General features: G+C 60.9%; 19 protein-coding genes and 1 pseudogene. 11 read left to right on the forward strand and 9 right to left on the reverse strand.

Annotation, left to right across the window (positions count from 1 at the left end; translation table 11 throughout):
* Positions 1 to 59 precede the first annotated feature (59 nt).
* The 4 genes from ROG8370_RS02990 to ROG8370_RS03005 all read right to left on the reverse strand — a co-directional run bounded on the left by ROG8370_RS02990 (position 60) and on the right by ROG8370_RS03005 (position 4,770).
* The gene (locus tag ROG8370_RS02990) at positions 60 to 2,744 is read right to left on the reverse strand and encodes an ATP-binding protein (protein ID WP_085825587.1); all 2,685 of its coding nucleotides are present in this window, start codon (positions 2,742 to 2,744) and stop codon (positions 60 to 62) included.
* Between the two features lie 3 nt (positions 2,745 to 2,747).
* Positions 2,748 to 3,023 (reverse strand): hypothetical protein, encoded by a 276-nt coding sequence (locus ROG8370_RS02995; protein WP_085825588.1) that lies wholly within the window; start codon positions 3,021 to 3,023, stop codon positions 2,748 to 2,750.
* Positions 3,020 to 3,388 carry a response regulator transcription factor gene (locus tag ROG8370_RS03000; protein WP_085825589.1) on the reverse strand — a complete coding sequence of 123 codons (369 nt, stop codon included), beginning with the start codon at positions 3,386 to 3,388 and terminating at the stop codon, positions 3,020 to 3,022. Before ROG8370_RS03000 ends, ROG8370_RS02995 begins: the two co-directional genes overlap by 4 nt.
* 71 nt (positions 3,389 to 3,459) lie before the next feature.
* A complete protein-coding gene (locus tag ROG8370_RS03005) occupies positions 3,460 to 4,770 on the reverse strand; it encodes a helix-turn-helix domain-containing protein (RefSeq protein ID WP_085825590.1) in 1,311 nt (436 codons plus the stop codon).
* Between the two features lie 218 nt (positions 4,771 to 4,988).
* Here ROG8370_RS03005 and ROG8370_RS03010 point away from each other — a divergent pair, with 218 nt between their 5' ends.
* The 9 genes from ROG8370_RS03010 to ROG8370_RS03050 all read left to right on the forward strand — a co-directional run bounded on the left by ROG8370_RS03010 (position 4,989) and on the right by ROG8370_RS03050 (position 14,321).
* Positions 4,989 to 6,335 carry a substrate-binding protein gene (locus tag ROG8370_RS03010; protein WP_085825631.1) on the forward strand — a complete coding sequence of 449 codons (1,347 nt, stop codon included), beginning with the start codon at positions 4,989 to 4,991 and terminating at the stop codon, positions 6,333 to 6,335.
* A 100-nt stretch (positions 6,336 to 6,435) separates the two neighbouring features.
* Positions 6,436 to 7,467: a branched-chain amino acid ABC transporter permease gene (locus ROG8370_RS03015; protein ID WP_085825591.1), complete on the forward strand. Its 1,032-nt coding sequence runs from the start codon at positions 6,436 to 6,438 to the stop codon at positions 7,465 to 7,467.
* 3 nt (positions 7,468 to 7,470) lie between these two features.
* A complete protein-coding gene (locus ROG8370_RS03020) occupies positions 7,471 to 8,676 on the forward strand; it encodes a branched-chain amino acid ABC transporter permease (protein WP_085825592.1) in 1,206 nt (401 codons plus the stop codon).
* A 12-nt stretch (positions 8,677 to 8,688) separates the two neighbouring features.
* On the forward strand, positions 8,689 to 9,444 hold the full coding sequence (locus ROG8370_RS03025) for an ABC transporter ATP-binding protein (protein WP_085825593.1): 756 nt from the start codon (positions 8,689 to 8,691) through the stop codon (positions 9,442 to 9,444).
* 14 nt (positions 9,445 to 9,458) lie between these two features.
* Positions 9,459 to 10,214 (forward strand): ABC transporter ATP-binding protein, encoded by a 756-nt coding sequence (locus ROG8370_RS03030; RefSeq protein ID WP_085825594.1) that lies wholly within the window; start codon positions 9,459 to 9,461, stop codon positions 10,212 to 10,214.
* Between the two features lie 80 nt (positions 10,215 to 10,294).
* Entirely contained in the window at positions 10,295 to 12,241 is a 1,947-nt protein-coding gene (gene acs, locus ROG8370_RS03035; protein WP_085825595.1) for an acetate--CoA ligase, read from the forward strand.
* Between the two features lie 158 nt (positions 12,242 to 12,399).
* Positions 12,400 to 12,825, forward strand: coding sequence for a hypothetical protein (locus ROG8370_RS03040; protein ID WP_139838027.1), 426 nt, complete (start codon positions 12,400 to 12,402; stop codon positions 12,823 to 12,825).
* 189 nt (positions 12,826 to 13,014) lie between these two features.
* Positions 13,015 to 13,932: a DMT family transporter gene (locus ROG8370_RS03045; RefSeq protein WP_085825597.1), complete on the forward strand. Its 918-nt coding sequence runs from the start codon at positions 13,015 to 13,017 to the stop codon at positions 13,930 to 13,932.
* A gap of 119 nt (positions 13,933 to 14,051) precedes the next feature.
* Positions 14,052 to 14,321 (forward strand): YMGG-like glycine zipper-containing protein, encoded by a 270-nt coding sequence (locus tag ROG8370_RS03050; protein ID WP_085825598.1) that lies wholly within the window; start codon positions 14,052 to 14,054, stop codon positions 14,319 to 14,321.
* A 145-nt stretch (positions 14,322 to 14,466) separates the two neighbouring features.
* On the opposite strand, the gene queF is transcribed toward ROG8370_RS03050, so the two are convergent.
* The 5 genes and pseudogenes from queF to ROG8370_RS03075 all read right to left on the reverse strand — a co-directional run bounded on the left by queF (position 14,467) and on the right by ROG8370_RS03075 (position 18,354).
* Complete coding sequence (gene queF / locus ROG8370_RS03055) at positions 14,467 to 14,934, reverse strand: preQ(1) synthase (protein ID WP_085825599.1); 468 nt, start codon at positions 14,932 to 14,934, stop codon at positions 14,467 to 14,469.
* A 14-nt stretch (positions 14,935 to 14,948) separates the two neighbouring features.
* The gene (gene queE / locus ROG8370_RS03060; protein WP_139838028.1) at positions 14,949 to 15,677 is read right to left on the reverse strand and encodes a 7-carboxy-7-deazaguanine synthase QueE; all 729 of its coding nucleotides are present in this window, start codon (positions 15,675 to 15,677) and stop codon (positions 14,949 to 14,951) included.
* Positions 15,674 to 16,030 carry a 6-pyruvoyl trahydropterin synthase family protein gene (locus tag ROG8370_RS03065; protein ID WP_085825601.1) on the reverse strand — a complete coding sequence of 119 codons (357 nt, stop codon included), beginning with the start codon at positions 16,028 to 16,030 and terminating at the stop codon, positions 15,674 to 15,676. Before ROG8370_RS03065 ends, queE begins: the two co-directional genes overlap by 4 nt.
* Positions 16,030 to 16,728, reverse strand: coding sequence for a 7-cyano-7-deazaguanine synthase QueC (queC, locus tag ROG8370_RS03070; RefSeq protein ID WP_085825602.1), 699 nt, complete (start codon positions 16,726 to 16,728; stop codon positions 16,030 to 16,032). Before queC ends, ROG8370_RS03065 begins: the two co-directional genes overlap by 1 nt.
* A gap of 125 nt (positions 16,729 to 16,853) precedes the next feature.
* Positions 16,854 to 18,354, reverse strand: a pseudogene (locus tag ROG8370_RS03075) (class I adenylate-forming enzyme family protein).
* A 114-nt stretch (positions 18,355 to 18,468) separates the two neighbouring features.
* Between ROG8370_RS03075 and ROG8370_RS03080 the strand changes: the two are divergent.
* Complete coding sequence (locus ROG8370_RS03080) at positions 18,469 to 19,011, forward strand: LuxR C-terminal-related transcriptional regulator (RefSeq protein ID WP_170925166.1); 543 nt, start codon at positions 18,469 to 18,471, stop codon at positions 19,009 to 19,011.
* A gap of 170 nt (positions 19,012 to 19,181) precedes the next feature.
* A complete protein-coding gene (accB, locus tag ROG8370_RS03085) occupies positions 19,182 to 19,673 on the forward strand; it encodes an acetyl-CoA carboxylase biotin carboxyl carrier protein (protein WP_085825603.1) in 492 nt (163 codons plus the stop codon).
* Position 19,674: the final 1 nt, after the last annotated feature.

A 19,674-nucleotide genomic window follows, 5' to 3' on the forward strand; every position in this document is an offset into this window, starting at 1 on the left:
TATGCTGTCTCGGTCACACTACTGCGGGCTTGGTTACCAATTCCTTTAGATTTGGCGGTTTATTGCGCGGCCATGCGGCGCTGCAGCGGCAAACTGACCCGAAAGGCCGCGCCTTTCTGTCCCGGCAGGTAACTGACGGAACCGTCAAGCCGGGTCATGATCTCGCGACAGATCGCCAGCCCAAGCCCGGCGCCCCCGGCCTTGGTCTCGCCAATGCGCGAGAATTTCTCGAAAATCACCGCCTGCTTCTCCGACGGAATCCCAGATCCATTATCGGTGAAATCAATCACCAGACGCCCCTCAACCTCATGGGTGCGGATGCTGAGAATCGGCGGATCGCCATCGCAATATTTGCGCGCATTGGCGATCAGGTTGATGAACACCTGCGCCAGCCGGTCAAGATCGGTGGTCAGCTCAAAAGCCTCGGCCGCGCGCTCCCGCTCGACCTTGAGAGTGCCGACCTGCACGCCGGCGGCGCGTTCGGCGCGGTCCAGAAGGTCGCTCAGCAACCCGGTTTGAGTATTCAGGACCACCTGGCCGTTTTCCAGCACGCTCAGATCAAGCAGATCGTCCAAAAGCCGGGTCAGGCGCACCGCCTCGTCATGGATGATCGAGGAATATTTGCTTTTCTCTTCCGCCGTCAGATCAGAGGTGTCGCGCAAAATCTCCGAGAACGCCCGGATCGAGGTCATCGGCGTGCGCAACTCGTGGCTGATCTGACTCAGGAAGCCGTCTTTTTGTACCGAAATCTGGGTCAGTTTCTCGTTCGCCTGACGCAATTGGCGCGCGGTGCGGGCCAGTTCCTGGGATTGCGCCTCGAGCTGGCTGGAATATTCCATGATCTGCGCGGTTTCATCGGCCACCGCCATCAGATCCTCGACCGAAACCGCCGCGCCGCCGACGATCTGGGAAATCATCGCATGCGCCGTGGCCGCCCCGACCGAGCCAGAGAGCTCGCGTTCAAGCTCTTGCAGGAAATCGGGCGAAGGTTCGGGAAGATAGCCGGCCAGGCCCTGACGGCGCGCGGCCGTGGCAAACAGCGCCTGCGCCTCGGTGGCGCCCATGATCCGTTGCGACATGATCAACAGGTCTTCGCTCTGCGCCATGCCGCCCGACCAGCCGCCAGTGGTCGAGGAATGATCAAACACGTTGACGAATTGCGCGCCCTGCAACCGCTCGATCGGCTGTGGGAAACTCAGCAATGAGCCAAGGACAAAGGCCCCGGTGTTCAACAGCATCGACCACATGATCGCATGCACCAGCGGGTCCATGTCCTGCGCCCCGAAAAGCGCCTGCGGGCGCAGCCAGCTCAGCCCGAAAAGCCCGTGATCAAGAACCGTCTGCGGCATGATCATCGAGGGGCCAAAACTTGGCAGGAACAGGCAGTATTGCCAGAGCACAAAGCCAACCCCAAGCCCGGCCAAGGCCCCGGTGCGCGTCGCCCCGCGCCAGAACAAGCCGCCCATGAGGGCCGGCAGAAACTGGGCCACGCCCGCGAATGAAATCAACCCGATGGCCGCAAGCGCCGCGCCGCCGCCAGTCACCCGGAAATAGAGGTATCCCAAAAACACCACGCCCGCGATGCTCAGCCGACGCGCCAACAGCGCGACCTGGCGCACATCGCCCGAAATCACCGCCGAGCCGCCGGTGAAATGAAGCCAGATCGGCATCACCATGTGGTTTGACACCATCGTCGACAAGGCAATCGCCGCCACGATGACCATCGAGGTCGCCGAAGAAAACCCGCCCAGAAACGACAGGATCGCGAGCCCGTCATGCCCCGCCATAAGCGGCAGCGTCAGCACGAACAAGTCCGGGTTGGCGCCGATTGGCATGACATCTAGACCAACCGCCGCAATTGGCACCACGAACAGGCTCATCAGCATGAGATAGGCCGGAAACGCCCAGGCGGCGGTGCGCAGGTGGTCCTCGTCCTCGTTCTCGACCACCATCACCTGAAACATCCGTGGCAGGCACAAGAACGCTGCCGCCGACAGCATGGTCAACCCGATCCAGCGGCTTCCGGGCACCTCGAAGCGGGCAATCTCTGAGGCGTCGATGCGCGCAAGTGTCTCTGACACCCCGCCCGACAGCCCCCAGACCACGAAAACACCCACCGCCAGAAGCGCGCAGAGCTTGACCACCGCCTCGACCGCGATGGCCATGACCACGCCGTGATGGCGTTCGTTGGCATCAAGGTTTCGGGTGCCAAAGAGGATCGTGAACAGCGTAAGACCCATGGCCACCCAAAGCGCGGTCGATTGCATGTCCGGCAGGGCGGCGCCGGCCTGTTCGGTTTCGGAAAAGGCCGCGAACGACAGGGTCACCGACTGCAATTGGAGCGCTATATAAGGCGTGACACCGATCACCGCGAGAATGGTGACAAAGACCGCCAAAAGGTTCGACTTGCCATAGCGCGACGAAATCAGGTCGGCGATCGAGGTGATCCGCTGGCTGCGCCCGACCCGCACCATCTTGCGCAGGGTCCACCACCAGCCGATCATCACCAGCGTCGGCCCGAGATAGATCGTCACATATTCAAGGCCAGAGCGCGCGGCAAAGCCAACCGCGCCGTAAAATGTCCAGGCGGTGCAATAGATCGACAGCGACAGCGTGTAGACATAAGGCGAGCGCAACCACTTGCCCCGCCCATGGCGCGCCGCGCGATCCGCGGCAAAGGCAACGGTGAACAGGAATACCACGTAAAGCAGACAGACCAGGGCAAGCACGTTCAGGATCGCCATGGCCTAGCTCCCTGCCCCGCGCGGCGGTTCCTTGTTTTCAGCGGCGCGCAGATGGCGCGAGATGATCCCGGCAATCGCCGCCAGGATCACCCAGAGGCCAAAGATATAGAACATCGCCATGGTGGTTCGGGTGGCGCCCGATGCGCCCTCGCCCTGCCACAACAGCGGGATACAGATCAAAACCGTGCCGACAATCGGCAAAAGCCGCGCCGCGTCGGCCAGACGGCGGCGCCGATAGGTGCGCCGCGCCAGAAAGACCGGGCCGCGCTCGGGGCTCATGGGGTGACTAGCGCGCGCACCGCCGCCAGAACATCGGCATTGGAAAACGGCTTGGTCATATATTGGCTGACGCCGGCGCGTTCGGCCATCTCGCGATCCTTGCTCTGGCCCCGCGCGGTCAGCATCAGGACCGGCGTTTCACCAACCGCCGCGTCGCTGCGGATTTCCGTCAGGATGTCAAAGCCGCTCTTGCCCGGCAGCATCGCATCCAGAATGATCAGGTCGGGCGCGCGCAGGCGCACAACCTCCATCGCGTCATGGCCATTGGAATGGGTTTTAACCTCCCAGCCGTCGCGCGACAGGATAAAGCTGACCGCCTCGATAATATTCGGCTCATCCTCGATCAGCAGAACCTTTTTTCCCATGCAATCGGCCTCCCCTCCGATGTCATAACGGCAGAACCATCACGCAACTATCCCCAAACTTACCCGGACTGTCAAAAACCGTCTGAAATGATTGACGGTTCGCGCCGCGCCGGGCAATCGGCCAGCGAACATATCCGACAATTCACCCCGACTTCGCGCATCGGCGCGTCGGCCGCCTCGGGCCGGTCAGGCAGCAAAAGCATATGCGCCTGCATCAGGGCCGGGCGCGCAAAACTCGGGGCGGTCACCGGGGCCGATACGGCAAGCGCCTCGACGGTATCGGTGCCGCGCCCGACCTGTTTGAGACGCATCCGAAGCGGGCTCTGGGGCTGTGCCAGAACCTGAAACAGCGGCCAGAGCGTGCAGGCCCCCGCGATGCGCGGCATGGCAAAGCCCTCGAACGGTTTGCGAAACACCAGCGAGCCAGAGGCGTCACAGATCACCAGCCCGACCGGGCCGACCGCGTCTTCGGGCAAAGCCGCCAGCCGCCGGAACAAGGTCGCCAGATCAACGCCGCTTGCCTGTGCCAGACGATCGGGATGCAGGCCGACGCTTTTGATCCAGCCAAGCAGCGGCTCAAGCGGCAGGCTGCGGGCATCCGCCAGATAGCGCAACAGCGCATCGCGCGCGAGGCTTTGCGCCGGGCTCGACAACTCCGCCCCCTCGCCCTCGATCAGGCGCGCGATGTCGCGTGGCCCGGCCATGTCGCGCTCAAGCTCCGGCACGTGAAACCCGCGCTCCGCCAGAAAGGCGTGCATTTCATCCTGTGGCGACTTGATTTCGGCATCCGTGTTCGGCGCCCCCTCAAGATAGCGCACCAGCGATTGCGCGCCCTCGGTCAGTCGGCTGCTGTCTTCGTTGATATTGCGGTGAAAGCGGTTTTGCCATTCAGGCTCCAGTGCTTCGGTCTCGACCAGGATCGACGAAGTCGCGCGGATCGCCGTCACCGCCGAAATCACCTCGTGCAGCGAATCCGCAAGATAAGGGTCATGCGCCAGCCGGTCGGTCAGGGTCTCGATCGTGCTCTCAAGCGACTCGGTGCGCCGATAGAGATCGGCCAGCAGTTTCGCCCAGCCGGGAAACCGCCCGGCGAATTCCTCGATCCGGCTGACTTCGGCGCCGATATCGTCCTGCTCGCCGGCGGCCTCGCGCAGCCCCGCAATCAAGGTCGCCTCGGCGCCCTCGGACAAAAGCGCAGGCTCGACATTGAGAACTTCGGCCAGCTTGAGCAGGGTTTTGCCGCCGATTCTGCGTTTGTTGTGCTCAATCAGATTGAGGTAGGAGGGCGATATGCCCGCCTGACGCGCCAGATCGGATTGACGTATACCGCCGAGTACCCGCCGTTCCCTGATCCGGGTCCCGATCATAAGCCGCTCCGGCATCGAAATTTCCCTGCGTTTCTAGCGACTTCATGCCGCACTTGAAATTTTATTTACAACATTCCAATCGGTAATGTCTATTAATTTACAAATTAATTATTCTACCAAAAGCAGTTGTTGCGTAATTTTCTTACAACGCCTCATACTAAAGCAGCACAGCTGTGCAATTTGGGGAGGCGCAAGAGGAGGCCCTTCCCGAGAATTATCAATGGGAGGAATCTATGTCCAACTCGAACCTGACTCGTCGGGGCCTGATGAAAACCAGCGCCATTGCTGGTGCCGGCCTTGCCCTGCCGACGATCTTTACGGCGTCCAGCGCCTCGGCTTTCACCAACGAACCGACCGGCGGCACCGTGACCCTCGGCTTCAACGTTCCCCAGTCCGGCCCCTACGCCGATGAGGGCGCCGACGAACTGCGCGCCTATCAGCTTGCTGTCGAGCACCTGAACGGTGGCGGCGACGGCGGCATGATGAACACCTTCAGCTCCAAAGCCCTGCAAGGCGGCGGCATCCTGGGCAAGAAGGTCGAATTCGTCACCGGCGACACCCAGACCAAATCGGACGCAGCCCGCGCATCGGCCAAGTCGATGATCGAAAAAGACGGCGCAATCATGATCACCGGCGGCTCGTCCTCGGGTGTGGCTGTTGCTGTTCAGGGTCTGTGCCAAGAGGCCGGCGTGATCTTCATGGCGGGTCTGACCCACTCGAACGACACCACCGGCAAGGACAAGAAGGCCAACGGTTTCCGTCACTTCTTCAACGCCTACATGTCCGCCGCTGCTCTGGCGCCGGTTCTTCAGAAGCTTTACGGTTCGGACCGCAAGGCCTATCACCTGACCGCAGACTACACTTGGGGCTGGACACAGGAAGAATCGATCGCGGCCGCAACCGAGGCCATGGGCTGGGAAACCGTCGAAAAGGTGCGCACACCGCTCGCCGCGACAGACTTCTCGTCCTATATCGCACCGGTTCTGAACTCGGGCGCCGACGTTCTGGTTCTGAACCACTACGGCGGAAACATGGTGAACTCGCTGACCAACGCGGTTCAGTTCGGCCTGCGCGAAAAGACCGTGAACGGCAAGAACTTCGAAATCGTTGTTCCGCTCTACTCGCGCCTGATGGCCCGTGGTGCCGGTGAAAACGTGAAAGGTATTCACGGTTCGACCAACTGGCACTGGTCGCTGCAGGATGACGCCTCGAAAGCGTTCGTCAAATCCTTCGGTGAAAAATACGGCTTCCCGCCGAGCCAGGCCGCGCATACCACGTATTGCCAGACCCTACTTTATGCAGATGCCGTCATGCGCGCCGGTAGCTTCAACCCCTGCGCCGTTGTCGAAGCCCTTGAAGGCTTTGAGTTCGACGGTCTGGGCAACGGCAAGACACTTTATCGCGCAGACGATCACCAGTGCTTCAAAGACGTTCTGGTTGTGCGCGGGAAAGAAAACCCGACCAGCGAATTCGATCTTCTCGAAGTTGTCGAAGTGACACCGGCGGCACAGGTGACCTACCCTGCCGATCACCCGATGTTCGCGGGTGGTGAACTGGGCAAGTGTAACCCCGGCGCCTGATCCGTCAGATCATTTCGGTCGCGCGCACACCGCGCGCGACCGATTCTGACCGCAAAGACTCGGACAGACCACCATCGCCTTTAACCCATGGGTGGGAACAATGGACGCAATCATTCTCCAAATTCTAAACGGGCTCGACAAGGGCTCGGCTTATGCGCTTATCGCGCTTGGCCTGACACTGATTTTCGGCACGCTCGGCGTTGTGAACTTTGCGCATGGCGCGCTTTTCATGATCGGCGCCTTCTGCGCGGTCACGCTGCAGCGCATCCTGAACATCAGCTTCGAGACAATCGACCCGACCAGGACCGACTTCCTTGGCAATCCGATGAAGGTCAAGACCACTTATGTCGAGACGTGGTTCGGACCAGAGTTAGGGGCGTCGATTATCGACTGGGCCGTGCCGCTTGCGATCCTGTTCTCGATCCCGATCATGATCGCGATCGGTTTCATCATGGAGCGTGGCCTGATCAAGCATTTCTACAAGCGCCCGCATGCCGACCAGATTCTTGTGACCTTTGGTCTGGCCATCGTGCTTCAGGAAATCATCAAGTATTTCTACGGCGCCAACCCGATCCCCACCGGCGCGCCGGACGTGTTCAAGGGCAGCTTTGATTTCGGGGTGATGCTTGGCTTTGAGGCCAACGCAATCATCTATCCCTACTGGCGCCTTGTGTATTTCGCCTTTGCCGCCGTCATCATCGGCGCCGTCTTTGCCTTTTTGCAGTTCACCACCTTCGGGATGGTCGTGCGCGCAGGCATGGCGGATCGCGAGACCGTGGGCCTTCTGGGCATCAATATCGACAAGCGCTTTACCATCATGTTCGGCATCGCCGCGGCGGTGGCCGGCCTCGCCGGGGTCATGTATGCGCCGATCAATTCGCCCAATTATCACATGGGGATGGATTTCCTGGTGCTGAGCTTTGTGGTGGTGGTTGTCGGCGGCATGGGCTCGCTTCCGGGCGCGGTGCTTGCCGGCTTCTTGCTTGGCATTCTCGAAAGCTTTGCCTCGATGAATGAGATCAAGTCGATCCTTCCCGGTATCGACCAGATTATCATCTACCTGGTGGCTATTATCATTCTGCTCACACGTCCGCGTGGCCTGATGGGTCGCAAGGGCGTGATGGAGGACTAATCCATGCTTGGACTGAACAAAAAAGACCTGTCTCTCCTGTTGGTCGTCACGTTTCTTGCGCTCTGCGCACCTTTCATCCTGAACCCGTTCCCGTCCGATAGTTCGCTGGCACAGTTCAATGCGGGCTATCCCGACCTGATGCAGCGTTTCGTGATCTTCGGCATCTTCGCCATCGGCTTCAACATCCTGTTTGGCCTGACCGGCTATCTCTCGTTCGGTCATGCCGCCTTTCTGGGTGTCGGCAGCTATTCGGCGGTTTGGATGTTCAAGCTGCTGAGCATGAACGTGCTTCCGGCCATCGTGCTGAGCGTGATCGTGGCGGGCCTGTTTTCCGTCGTGATCGGCTATGTCAGCCTGCGTCGCTCGGGGATCTACTTCTCGATCCTGACGCTGGCCTTTGCCCAGATGAGCTTTAACCTCGCCTATTCGGTTCTGACACCGATCACCAATGGCGAAACCGGCTTGCAGCTGACGCTCGACGATCCGCGCATCCTTGGCGTAAGCCGCACCGAAAGCGGTGGCATTCCGGTGACCAACCTCTTCGGTCTGGACATGCGCGACACCTATGAAATGGTCGTTGGCCCTTGGGCGTTCCAGTTCAACAACGGCTATTACCTCTGTGCGATCCTGATGCTGATCAGCTTTTATCTGGCGATCCGCATCTTCCGCTCGCCGTTCGGGATGATGCTTCGGGCGATCAAATCCAACAACACCCGGATGACCTATACCGGCCTGAACGCACGCCCCTATACTTTGGCGGCCTTCGTGATCTCGGGCATGTATGCCGGTCTTGCCGGTGGCCTTCTGGCCTCGATGGACCCGCTTGCAGGCGCCGAGCGCATGCAGTGGACGGCCTCTGGCGAGGTGGTTCTGATGACCATCCTTGGCGGTGCCGGCACGTTGATCGGCCCGGTTCTGGGCGCGGGCTTCATCAAGTACTTCGAGAACATCTTCTCAAAGATCAACGATGGCGTGTTGCACACCTGGTTCGGCTTCATGCCCGACGGGCTTGAGGATCTTATGGTCACGCTGGTGCATCCTTTCGTGGGCAAAGGCTGGGGCCTGACGCTTGGCCTGATGTTCATGCTTGTGGTGATCTTCCTGCCCGGTGGTCTTGTCGAAGGGGGACAGCGCATCGCGGCCCTGTTCCGCCGCAAGAAATCCGGGGACGACGCCGACAAATCGACCCAATCCACCCCCGCCGAATAAGGAGACGGAGTTATGGGTATTCTTGAAGTCAAAAACGTCAACAAGCGCTTCGGCGGGCTCCAGGCGCTTGGGGATGTGAACCTGAGCGTCGCGGAAAACTCCGTGCATGCGATCATCGGACCGAACGGCGCGGGCAAATCCACCCTGCTGAACGTTCTCATCGGCAAGCTTATCCCCGACACCGGCAGCGTCATGTTCAATGGCCAGTCGGTTCTGGGGCGCAAACCCTTCGAGATCAATCAGATGGGCATTTCCCGCGTGTTCCAGACACCGGAAATCTTTGGTGATCTGACCGTGCTGGAAAACATGATGATCCCGATTTTCGCCAAACGTGACGGCGTGTTCCGGATGCATGCGTTTGAAAACGCCGACAACGAAAAAGAGATCGTCGAGCAGGCCGAGCATATGCTGGAAAGCCTGAACATGGCCGATGCGCGCCATGATCACTCGGCCTCGATGTCGCGCGGCAACAAGCGGCGTCTGGAAATCGGCATGTGTCTGGCGCAGAGCCCCAAGCTGTTGTTGCTCGACGAGCCAACGGCCGGCATGGCGCGGGCCGACACCAACAACACCATCGACCTGCTTAAACAGATCAAGGACGAACGCGACATCACCATCGCGATCATCGAACACGATATGCATGTGGTATTCAGCCTGGCCGAGCGGATCACCGTTCTGGCGCAGGGCACACCGCTGGTCGAAGACACGCCCGAAAACATCAAGGGCCATCCCAAGGTGCGCGAAGCGTATCTTGGCGAACACGCCTGAAGGAGACAGGGACCATGAACGTCAAACCCGACTTTTCCAAGGGCCATAACCACGCCGAAACCGCTCCCGCCTTCCTGTCCGTATGGAACATGGAAAGCTATTACGGCGAGAGCTATATCGTCCAGAACATCACCTTCAACGTCCACGAGGGTGAAATTCTGGCGCTGTTGGGCCGCAACGGGGCCGGCAAAACCACCACCCTGCGCTCGATCGCGCGGATGGATAGCCCGCAGGTGACAAAGGGCGAAATCTGGCTCGATCACCAGCCACTTCACACCATGTCGAGCCATCAGGCCGCTTCGGTCGGTATCGGCCTTGTGCCGGAAGATCGCTGCATCATCCCCGGCCTCACGGTCGAGGAAAACCTACAACTGGCGCAGATCGCCCCGCCGATCGGCTGGTCTCTTGAGCGGCTTTACGACCTCTTCCCGCGTCTGGCGGAACGTCGCAAGCAAGAGGGCGTGACCCTCTCGGGCGGCGAACAACAGATGCTCGCCGTGGCCCGCGCGCTTGCGCGTGATCTCAAGGTTCTGTTGCTGGATGAGCCCTATGAAGGGCTTGCGCCGGTGATCGTCGACGAGATCGAGAAAACCCTGCGCATCATCAAGGAACAGGGCATCACCACAGTGATCGTCGAACAAAACGCGGTGCGCGCCCTTGAACTTGCCGACAGGGCTGTCATTCTCGACACGGGCAGCATTGTGTTTGACGGCACGGCCGCCGAGGTTCTTGAAAACGAAGAACTGCGCTCTGAATATCTCGCGATCTGACCCGGATCGCCCGCGCCCCATATCGCTTTTCGTTGGGGGCGGGCATCCGTTCGTCATCGCCCCCAACGAAAAGGTCCGACATGTCCGATACCACCTATCCCCCTTCTGCCGACTTCGCGGCCAACGCCCATATCGACGCTGCGAAATACACCGAAATGTATGACGCTTCGATCAACGACCCGGCGGCGTTCTGGGGCGAGCACGGCAAGCGCATCGACTGGATCAAGCCCTTCACGAAGGTCAAGGATGTCAGCTTTGAACTCGGCAAGGTTTCGATCAACTGGTATTCCGACGGCACCCTGAACGTCGCGGCCAATTGCATCGACCGCCACCTCGCCACCCGCGCCAATCAGACCGCCATCATCTGGGAGCCCGACAGCCCCGATGAAGAGGCGCTGCACATTACCTATCAAGAGCTGCACGACAACACCTGCCGGATGGCCAATGTCCTCAAGGATCTGGGCGTGACACGCGGCGACCGGGTTGTGATTTACCTGCCGATGATCCCCGAGGCCGCCTATGCCATGCTGGCCTGTGCGCGGATCGGCGCGATCCATTCCATCGTCTTTGCCGGCTTTAGCCCCGACGCCCTTGGCGCGCGCATCAACGGCTCGGACGCCAAGGTCGTGATCACCGCCGACGAGGCCCCGCGCGGCGGGCGCAAGACGGCACTGAAATCCAACACCGACGCCGCGCTTTTGCATTGCGATGACCGGGTCAAGAACCTTGTGGTCAAACGCACTGGCGGTCAGACCACCTGGACCGAGCGCGATTACGATTGCACCGCCCTGATGGCGGCTGCCTCGACCGAATGCGCGCCCGAGGAAATGGGGGCCGAAGACCCGCTCTTTATCCTCTACACCTCTGGCTCGACCGGTCAGCCCAAGGGCGTCGTGCATACCTCTGGCGGGTATCTTGTCTATGCCTCGATGACCCAGGAACTGGTGTTTGATTACCACGAGGGCGATATCTACTGGTGCACCGCCGATGTCGGCTGGGTCACTGGCCACAGCTATATCGTCTATGGCCCGCTGGCCAATGGCGCCACCACCGTGATGTTTGAGGGCGTGCCGACCTACCCGGACGCAAGCCGGTTCTGGCAGGTTTGCGAAAAGCACAAGGTCAACCAGTTCTACACCGCCCCCACCGCCCTGCGGGCGCTGATGGGTCAGGGCAATTCCTTTGTGGAAAAATGCGACCTTTCCGATCTCAAGGTGCTTGGCACCGTCGGCGAGCCGATCAATCCCGAGGCCTGGAATTGGTACAACGAGGTCGTCGGCAAGGGCAATTGCCCGATCGTCGATACCTGGTGGCAGACCGAAACCGGCGGTCACCTGATGACCCCCCTGCCCGGCGCCACCGCGACCAAGCCCGGCTCTTGCACCACGCCCTTCTTCGGGGTGCAGCCGGTCATTCTTGACCCGACATCGGGCGTTGAAATCCACGACACCGAGGCCGAAGGCGTGCTTTGCATCAAGGACAGCTGGCCGGGCCAGATGCGCACGGTCTACGGCGATCACGAGCGCTTCGAGAAGACCTATTTCTCGGATTACAAAGGCTATTACTTCACCGGTGACGGCTGTCGGCGCGACGCCGATGGCTATTACTGGATCACTGGCCGGGTTGATGACGTGATCAACGTTTCCGGCCACCGGATGGGAACCGCCGAAGTCGAAAGCGCGCTTGTGGCCCATGCACAGGTCGCCGAGGCCGCCGTGGTTGGGTACCCGCATGACATCAAGGGTCAGGGCATCTATGCCTATGTCACCCTGATGAACGGCGTCGAGCCGACCGAGGAGCTTCGCAAAGAGCTTGAAAAATGGGTCCGCACCGAGATTGGCCCGATTGCCAAGCCCGACCTGATCCAATGGGCGCCGGGCCTGCCGAAAACCCGCTCGGGCAAGATCATGCGCCGTATCCTGCGCAAGATCGCCGAGGATGATTTTGGCGCCTTGGGCGATACCTCGACACTGGCCGAACCCGCCGTTGTTGACGATCTGATCGAAAACCGGATGAACCGGGGCTGATCGAAACCCGGCGATGCCGTTTATCTGGTCCCTGTCCGGTTTACCACCGGGCAGGGATTTTCTTATGGTTTTATTAACCAACTGGATCGAAATCAGATAGGATTTCATGAACTTAGCGTTAAGATCGAAGGCGGGGGCGAACTTAGACGAGGCAACTCATGTTCACCGCAATTTCATCGCCAATCCTGCCATTGGCCCCAACACCGCCAGGCAGGACGGAACCGACACAGTCCACAACGGCAGGGCCGCGCACGACCGAGCCAGTCTCGGCCTCGAACGCCATAACGCCGGGGGCGGTTTTCTCCGTTCACCCGCCCGACACCACAACCCGCGCAACCGCGCTGGATAACGGCCCCCTGCGCGGCTCGACGCCCGAGGACCGCGCCCGCCGCCAGGCCGCGACCGCAGAGCCACGCCACCTCTTCGCGGCCCTGATCAAGGATGAGACCCCGCCGATAGAGACGCCCGAAGAGGTCGCCAGGGAAACAGCCCCGCCGTTACCTGAAGCGACCAAACCGGTCGATGCCACGCCTCTGGCCGCATCGGTCGTGGATGCAGATCCGGGCCTGCGCGACGCCGAATAGACCACCGCCGCCCTGTTTGGCGCATTCCCCCGCAAGGCCCTGGCCCTGCGGGGGTTTTCCTTTGCCCGGTCGCAAACAGACAAGACTATCGGTCATGAACCCGCCAGCCTGTCCCGCAAAGGACCGATCCCCACGCCCGGAAACCAAAGCTGGCCCGCATCGCGTCCTGACACAGAACAAGGACGTCCGATGACACTGGTAACAGCCCCCCAAGCCCCGGCATCCGAGCGCGATTTGCGCGGCTATCTTCTGGTGTTTTTCGCGGGCGTGTTGTGGTCCACCGTGGGGCTTGGCATCCGCCTTATAGACGACGCCCTTGTCTGGCAGATCCTGCTTTATCGCTCGCTCAGCATGAGCGCGCTGCTTTACGTGGTGATCCGCCTGCGCACCGGGCGCGACCCGCTTGCGCTTGCGCGCGCCTCGGGCTGGGGCGGTGTGATTGGCGGGCTGTCGCTTGTGGCGGCCTATACCGGCGGGATTTACGCGGTACAAAGCACCTCTGTCGCCAATGCCATGATGCTTTTTGCCAGTGCCCCGCTCTTGGCGGCGGTGCTTGGCCGGGTGATCCTGCGCGAGATGGTGCGCCCGCAAACATGGGTCGCCATCGCCGTGGCAAGTGGCGGCATCGCCATCATGGTCTGGGACAAATCCTCGGGCGCGGCGCTGCGCGGCAATCTGGCGGCGCTTGGCTCGGCGCTTGGCTTCGCGGTGTTCACCATCACACTTCGCTGGGGCAAGAATACCGAGATGATGCCCTCGGTGTTCATCTCGGGGCTGTTCGCGATTGCGATCATGGGGGGCATCTGTCTCTGGCTCGGGCTGCCGCTGGTGATCTCCCTGCCCGATACCGGCATTGCGCTTGGCATGGGGGTGTTTCAGGTCGGGGCAGGTCTTATCCTCTATACCATCGGATCAAAGACGGTGTCGGCCGCAGAACTTACCCTGTTGTCGCTGGCCGAGGTGGTTCTGGGGCCGGTCTGGGTCTGGCTGGTTCTGGGGGAAACCGCGAGCGTCAACACGCTGATCGGTGGCACGGTCTTGCTGGCGGCGATTGCCGGAAACGCCCTGTCGGGCGCGCGGCGCAAGCCGCCCGTGGTGATCGTCTGAACACGGGGCGTGACTGGCGGTTCGGCTTGATCCGTATCAATCGAGATGCTCCGCGCCTGTGCCATGATTAAGGCAGGCGGCACGGAGGCCCTTGCCGCGCTTTCATTCGGAGAACGATCATGCAGCATTACATCCTGACCCTGGCCTGCACCGCCACCCTGGCGCTGAGCGCCTGTGACACGCCGCCAAGCAACCGCGAGGTGACCGGCGGTTTGATTGGCGCGGCAGGTGGGCTTTTGCTGGCCACGGCCTTTGACGCGAACCCGAGCTGGACAATCGTATCCGCCTTGGCCGGGGCTGCGGCCGGTACGCTGGTGGCGCGCAACACCGCGACCAATCAATGCGCCTATGCGGTTGGCGATGGCACCTACCGCACGCGGCCTTGCTAAGTCATGCTGCGGCTTGCCGCCTTGCCTACGAGACTGGCACGCAAGGGCCGGACGAGTTCGCCCAAGGCAAAGCCTTGCGTCGTGGCAAGTGTCGGATGCCTCCGGCGGGGATATTTAAGGCAAGAAGAAACGGAGCGACAACGCCCTAGCCGCGCCCGCGATAAGGCGGCACGCCCTGATCGGGAATCCAGACGCCTTCGGGCATCGGGCCGGTCTGATAGAACACATCAATCGGGATGCCGCCGCGCGGATACCAATAGCCGCCGATCCGCAACCATTGCGGATCGAGGAAATCCACCAGACGTCGCGCGATGCTGATGGTGCAATCCTCGTGAAAGGCGCCATGATTGCGAAAGCTGCCCAGGAAGAGCTTGAGCGATTTGCTTTCCACCAGCCACTCGCCCGGCACGTAATCAATCATCAGATGGGCAAAATCCGGCTGCCCGGTCATCGGGCACAACGAGGTAAACTCGGGCGCGGTGAAGCGCACGTTATAGGCCACATCGCCTTGCGGGTTCTTCACCCGTTCAAGCACCGCCTCTTCCGGGCTTTGCGGCACAATGGTTGCGCCGCCCAACTGTTTGAGACTGCTATAGATTGTTTCGTCGCTCATCCTGATCTCTCCTGTCAAACGCCGCGTTTATTGCCCCAAAGCATCACGTGCAGCTGCGGCAGCACCTTTGCCGTGAACCACCGGTCCTCAATCACCCGATCCACAAGCCAACGCATCCGCGCATCAATGCCTATCTGATCAACCATGGCCGCATCGTCATCTGGCGGCGGTGGCGTGTGGTTGCCCGGTTGAAGATAGACTGCCAGATCGGGATAACGACCCGCGACGTCGCGCGCCCATTGGTAATCAACCTCGTCAAACACCACGATCTTGAGAACGCTCTGCGCGCCTTTTGCGGCCGCGACGCAATCTGCGAAGATATCCCAATCCACAACCATCCCGCTTGAGGGCGGTTTGGGGCTGAGCACCAGCATATCCAGATCGCTGAACCAGCGCCGCACAACCGAGCCTTGGGTTTCAAGAGCAAAACGATACCCCTTGCCCTGCCCCATTTCGATCAGCGCGCCAAGCGGCTGAATCGCCGGATTCCCGCCCGAAAGCGAGACCATCAACGGCGCGCTACCGGACAGCGCCTTGATCTCGGCCATCACCGCCTCGGACGTCATCGGTTTCCAGGTGTCGCGATACTCGGGTTCGACCGCGTGCAGGCTGTCACACCAGCTGCACCGATAATCACAGCCGCCAGTGCGGACGAAAACGGTAGGTACACCGATCAGCGCGCCCTCGCCTTGAATAGTGGGGCCGAAAATCTCGGAAACGCGAATGATGTTATCGCTGCTCACGGACGATATTCCGCCCAGGTCTTTGGCGTCTCGCTTACCTTTGCGGCCGAAACCTCGGGCCAGCGGGCATGCGCCCAGTTATAGAAATGCTTGGCCATCCGCTCTGCCGTGACACAATCATCGCCAAGGATATCGTTCAGATGCCGATGATCGAGCGTGTCATCGATATAGCACTTGAGCGGCGCCAGATCGAGGTAGTCGCGCACAAAGCCATGCGCGTTAAGCTCGGTTGACGCCAGCTCGATCACGACGATGTAATTGTGCCCGTGCAGGCGTGCACATTGGTGATCTTCGGGCAGCCCCTTGAGTTGATGCGAGGCCGAAAAGTGGAATTCCTTGCTGATCCGATACATCACGCGCCCCTCTCGGCCAGAGCCGTCAACCAGAAATCCGGATCGTCATAAAGCGTCGGGTCGATCACCCCGGCCAGATGAAACGCCTCGCGCCGCTCGACGCAGGTGCCGCAGCGCCCGCAATGGTTTGCACCGCCCTTGTAGCATGACCACGTCTCGCCGAACGGCGTGCCATGCGCCGCGCCATCGGTAACGATATCGGCCTTTGATCCGGTCACATAGGGCGTATAAAGGCGGATATCGGCATAGCCCTCAAGCGCGCGATCCTGCATCGCCTGAAACGCATCGATAAAGCCGGGGCGGCAATCGGGATAGATGAAATGATCGCCGCCATGCACCGCCGTCGCCACCGCATCGACCTTTTGCGCCGCCGCCATGCCAAAGCCGATGCTCAGCATGATCGCATTGCGGTTGGGCACAATCGTGGCCTTCATCGTCTCTTCGGCGTAATGCCCGTCGGGCACGGCGATATCATCGGTGAGGGCCGAACCACCAAGGGCCGCGCCAATCGCGCGGATGTCGACGACGCTATGAGGCACGCCCAAGCGCGTCGCGCAGGCGGCGGCAAAGCCAAGTTCTTTGGAATGGCGCTGACCATAGTCAAAGGACAAAAGCCCCTTAAGCGTATGTTCAGCAGCAACTTTATGCGCGAGCGACACGGAATCGAGCCCGCCCGAGCAGATGACGATGGTATCCATAACTAACCCTTGTTTTGAGCGGGTAGGCTGCGACCGCGTGGGGCGCATTTAAGGCGTTTGACCCTGAGACGCAAGACACCCCATTTTCTTGCAAAGAAAATGGCCAAGATTTTTCTTCAAAAATCTTAGCCGTTCAGACGCGCGCGCAACTCTGTTTTCAAAACCTTGCCGTAATTGTTCTTGGGCAGGTCATTTACCCTAATATAAAGCTTGGGTCGCTTGAACCGAGCGATCTGCTCAAGGCAATGCGCATCGAGCGCTGCCTCATCAATTAGCGCCCCCGCACGAGGCACCACGAAGGCCACAACAACCTCACCCCACTCCGCATCGGCGCGCCCGACGACCGAGACTTCGGAAACCGACGGATGGGTCAAAAGCACCTCTTCCACCTCGCGCGGATAGATGTTGCTGCCACCCGAGATGATCATATCCTTTGATCGATCCTGAAGCGTGACATACCCCTCGTTATCCATCACCCCAACATCGCCGGTCAAAAGCCACCCTTCCCTAAAGGCCTTGTCGCTCGCCTCGGGGTTTTGCCAATAGCCGGGCATGACAGGGTCGCCGCGCACCATGATCTCACCCGCCTGCCCGCGCGCAACCTCTTGCCCCTCGCCATCACCGATCCGCAGCTCGACCACCGATTGCGCGCGCCCGACCGAGCCAAGGCGCGCGCGCCAGCGGGTGTGGCTCCGATCGCTGACATCACTGCGTGGCAAGGCGGTGATCGCCATCGGGCATTCGCCCTGGCCGTAAATCTGGATGAATATATCGCCAAAGTGATCGACCGCCTCGATGATATCGGCAAGATACATCGGCCCGCCTGCGTAAATCACGCTGCGCAGCCCCTCGCAACGCGCGCCGCCTGCGCGCGCATGCGCCGTCAGGCGTTTCACCATTGTCGGCGCGGCGAACATATGCGCCCGGCCATGAAGGCGGGCGAGTTCAAAAATCTCGGCCTCGTCAAAACCGCCCGAGACCGGACAGACGTGGCGCGCCCCGCGCAGCACATGCACCATCGCATAAAGCCCTGCGCCATGGCTCATCGGGGCTGCGTAAAGCGTGGCATCGTCGGGACTGACCGCATCCACATCGGCCAGATAGGCCAGCGACATCGTCACAAGCATCCGGTGCGTGATCATCACCCCCCTTTGGCCGCCCGGTGGTGCCAGAGGTGTAAAACAGCCAGGCCAGATCACCCGGCGCGCGGGCGGTGATGGCGGCAACCGGCGCGCCGGTCAATGCATCGCCCTCAGCCATATCAATGATGGTGGCACCGATGTCGCCCAGACCTTGCGCCAATTTGCCCGTCGCCAGAACGATCCCTGCGCCTGCATCCCGGATGATCCATCCCGCCTCGGCGCTGTGAAGCTTGGCGTTTATCGGCACAACGGCGGCCCCCGCGTACCACGCCCCATAAAGCGCCAAAAGATAGGCCGGGCTGTTGGTCATGAAAATCGCCACGCGATCACCGGGCCGTACGCCCCGCGCCACAAGCCCGCCGGCCACGGCGCGCGCTGCGGCGTCAAAGCCGGCATAGTCGAAAACCTGCTCAGCCCCGAGGAAAATCGCCGAGCGCCCCGGCCCTCTTGCCGCCGCGCGTTCCAGCCAGACACCGATATTCATCTGCACCGCCCCTTCTTGTCCCTTGCTACCAAAGCATCCCCTGCGCCGGGCTTCAATTGCGTAAAACCACGTAATTCCCTTGGAGCGCCTGCGCACACCGGGCATAAAGGCGGCATGCAGATCAAAGAGCTTGCCTTCGACCATGCCCCCGTGGGGCTCGCGGTGCTTGAACATCGCATCATCCGGCAGTGCAATCAGCAGTTTGCCGCGATCTTCGGCGATACCCCCGAGACCTATCCCGGCGTTCCGCTGGCGCGGTTTTACCCCTCGATCGAAGATTATCGCCGGATCGGCGAACGCAGCCTTGCGATCATGCGCAAAACCGGGCGCTACGCCGATGAACGGGTAATGAAACGCGCCGACGGCACGCTGTTCTGGTGCCGGGTGCGCGGTCAATCCGTGACCCCCGACACCCCGTTTCAGCGCGGCGTCTGGTCATTCTCGGATCTCTCAGAGGAACGCCCGCTCGTGCCCCTCACGCAGCGCGAGCGCGAGGTGGCGATCCTGACCTGCCGGGGGCTCACCTCCAAGGAAATCGGGCTTGAGCTTGGCCTGTCCTATCGCACGATCGAGGTTTACCGGGCCCGCCTTTTGGAAAAGTTTCAAGCCCGTAAACTTGCCGAACTTGTTGCAAAACTTTCGGGCATGCCGCTCTGACGCGGGCGCGTTTGCGCTGATTTGTAAGAAAGCCCTCGTAATTTGATCCCGAAACGCCCAAATATAGGGTCAAATGGCCGCTTTTCTCGGGCTCACGCATAGCCTATAAGCGGCGAAAACGAATGCCATGGGTCCACTTTGGGCACCATCGCTTTTGGTCGAGGAACCTGATGTCAAACAAAACACATGAATCGGACGTGGCCTTCATCAAGGCCTTGGCGGAACTGCTGAATGAAAACGACCTGACCGAGCTTTCGGTCAAGCGTGAATACGGCGAGGACGACACTCTCAACGTGCGCGTAAGTCGGCGCGGCGAGATTGTCACCACGCAAGTGGCCGCCGCCCCCATGGCCGCCGCCACCGTCGCTGCCGCCGCCCCGGCCGCAGCAGCCGCCGCCAACGCCCCGGCCGAAGATCCCGCCAGCCACCCCGGCGCCGTGACCTCGCCCATGGTCGGCACCGTCTATACCCAGGCAGAGCCCGGCGTTCCGGCCTTTGTCAGCGTCGGCACCCAGGTGTCGGAGGGCGATACATTGCTGATCATCGAGGCGATGAAGACCATGAACCACATTCCCGCGCCGCGCGCAGGCACCGTGAAACGTATCCTGATCGAAGATGGTGCCGCGGTCGAATATGGCGCGCCTCTGATGATCATCGAATAAG

Source organism: Roseovarius gaetbuli (assembly GCF_900172365.1).
GTDB classification, from domain to species: domain Bacteria; phylum Pseudomonadota; class Alphaproteobacteria; order Rhodobacterales; family Rhodobacteraceae; genus Roseovarius; species Roseovarius gaetbuli.

Coding starts and splice junctions, on each gene's coding strand:
- ROG8370_RS03025 (WP_085825593.1), top strand. CDS start 8,689: ATGGGTATTCTTGAAGTCAAAAACGTCAACAAGCGCTTCGGCGGGCTC.
- ROG8370_RS03030 (WP_085825594.1), top strand. CDS start 9,459: ATGAACGTCAAACCCGACTTTTCCAAGGGCCATAACCACGCCGAAACC.
- ROG8370_RS03000 (WP_085825589.1), bottom strand. CDS start 3,388: ATGGGAAAAAAGGTTCTGCTGATCGAGGATGAGCCGAATATTATCGAG.
- ROG8370_RS03015 (WP_085825591.1), top strand. CDS start 6,436: ATGGACGCAATCATTCTCCAAATTCTAAACGGGCTCGACAAGGGCTCG.
- queC (WP_085825602.1), bottom strand. CDS start 16,728: ATGGATACCATCGTCATCTGCTCGGGCGGGCTCGATTCCGTGTCGCTC.
- acs (WP_085825595.1), top strand. CDS start 10,295: ATGTCCGATACCACCTATCCCCCTTCTGCCGACTTCGCGGCCAACGCC.
- ROG8370_RS03005 (WP_085825590.1), bottom strand. CDS start 4,770: ATGCCGGAGCGGCTTATGATCGGGACCCGGATCAGGGAACGGCGGGTA.
- ROG8370_RS03065 (WP_085825601.1), bottom strand. CDS start 16,030: ATGTATCGGATCAGCAAGGAATTCCACTTTTCGGCCTCGCATCAACTC.
- ROG8370_RS03045 (WP_085825597.1), top strand. CDS start 13,015: ATGACACTGGTAACAGCCCCCCAAGCCCCGGCATCCGAGCGCGATTTG.
- ROG8370_RS03020 (WP_085825592.1), top strand. CDS start 7,471: ATGCTTGGACTGAACAAAAAAGACCTGTCTCTCCTGTTGGTCGTCACG.
- ROG8370_RS02995 (WP_085825588.1), bottom strand. CDS start 3,023: ATGAGCCCCGAGCGCGGCCCGGTCTTTCTGGCGCGGCGCACCTATCGG.
- ROG8370_RS03050 (WP_085825598.1), top strand. CDS start 14,052: ATGCAGCATTACATCCTGACCCTGGCCTGCACCGCCACCCTGGCGCTG.
- accB (WP_085825603.1), top strand. CDS start 19,182: ATGTCAAACAAAACACATGAATCGGACGTGGCCTTCATCAAGGCCTTG.
- ROG8370_RS02990 (WP_085825587.1), bottom strand. CDS start 2,744: ATGGCGATCCTGAACGTGCTTGCCCTGGTCTGTCTGCTTTACGTGGTA.
- ROG8370_RS03080 (WP_170925166.1), top strand. CDS start 18,469: ATGCAGATCAAAGAGCTTGCCTTCGACCATGCCCCCGTGGGGCTCGCG.
- ROG8370_RS03040 (WP_139838027.1), top strand. CDS start 12,400: ATGTTCACCGCAATTTCATCGCCAATCCTGCCATTGGCCCCAACACCG.
- ROG8370_RS03010 (WP_085825631.1), top strand. CDS start 4,989: ATGTCCAACTCGAACCTGACTCGTCGGGGCCTGATGAAAACCAGCGCC.
- queF (WP_085825599.1), bottom strand. CDS start 14,934: ATGAGCGACGAAACAATCTATAGCAGTCTCAAACAGTTGGGCGGCGCA.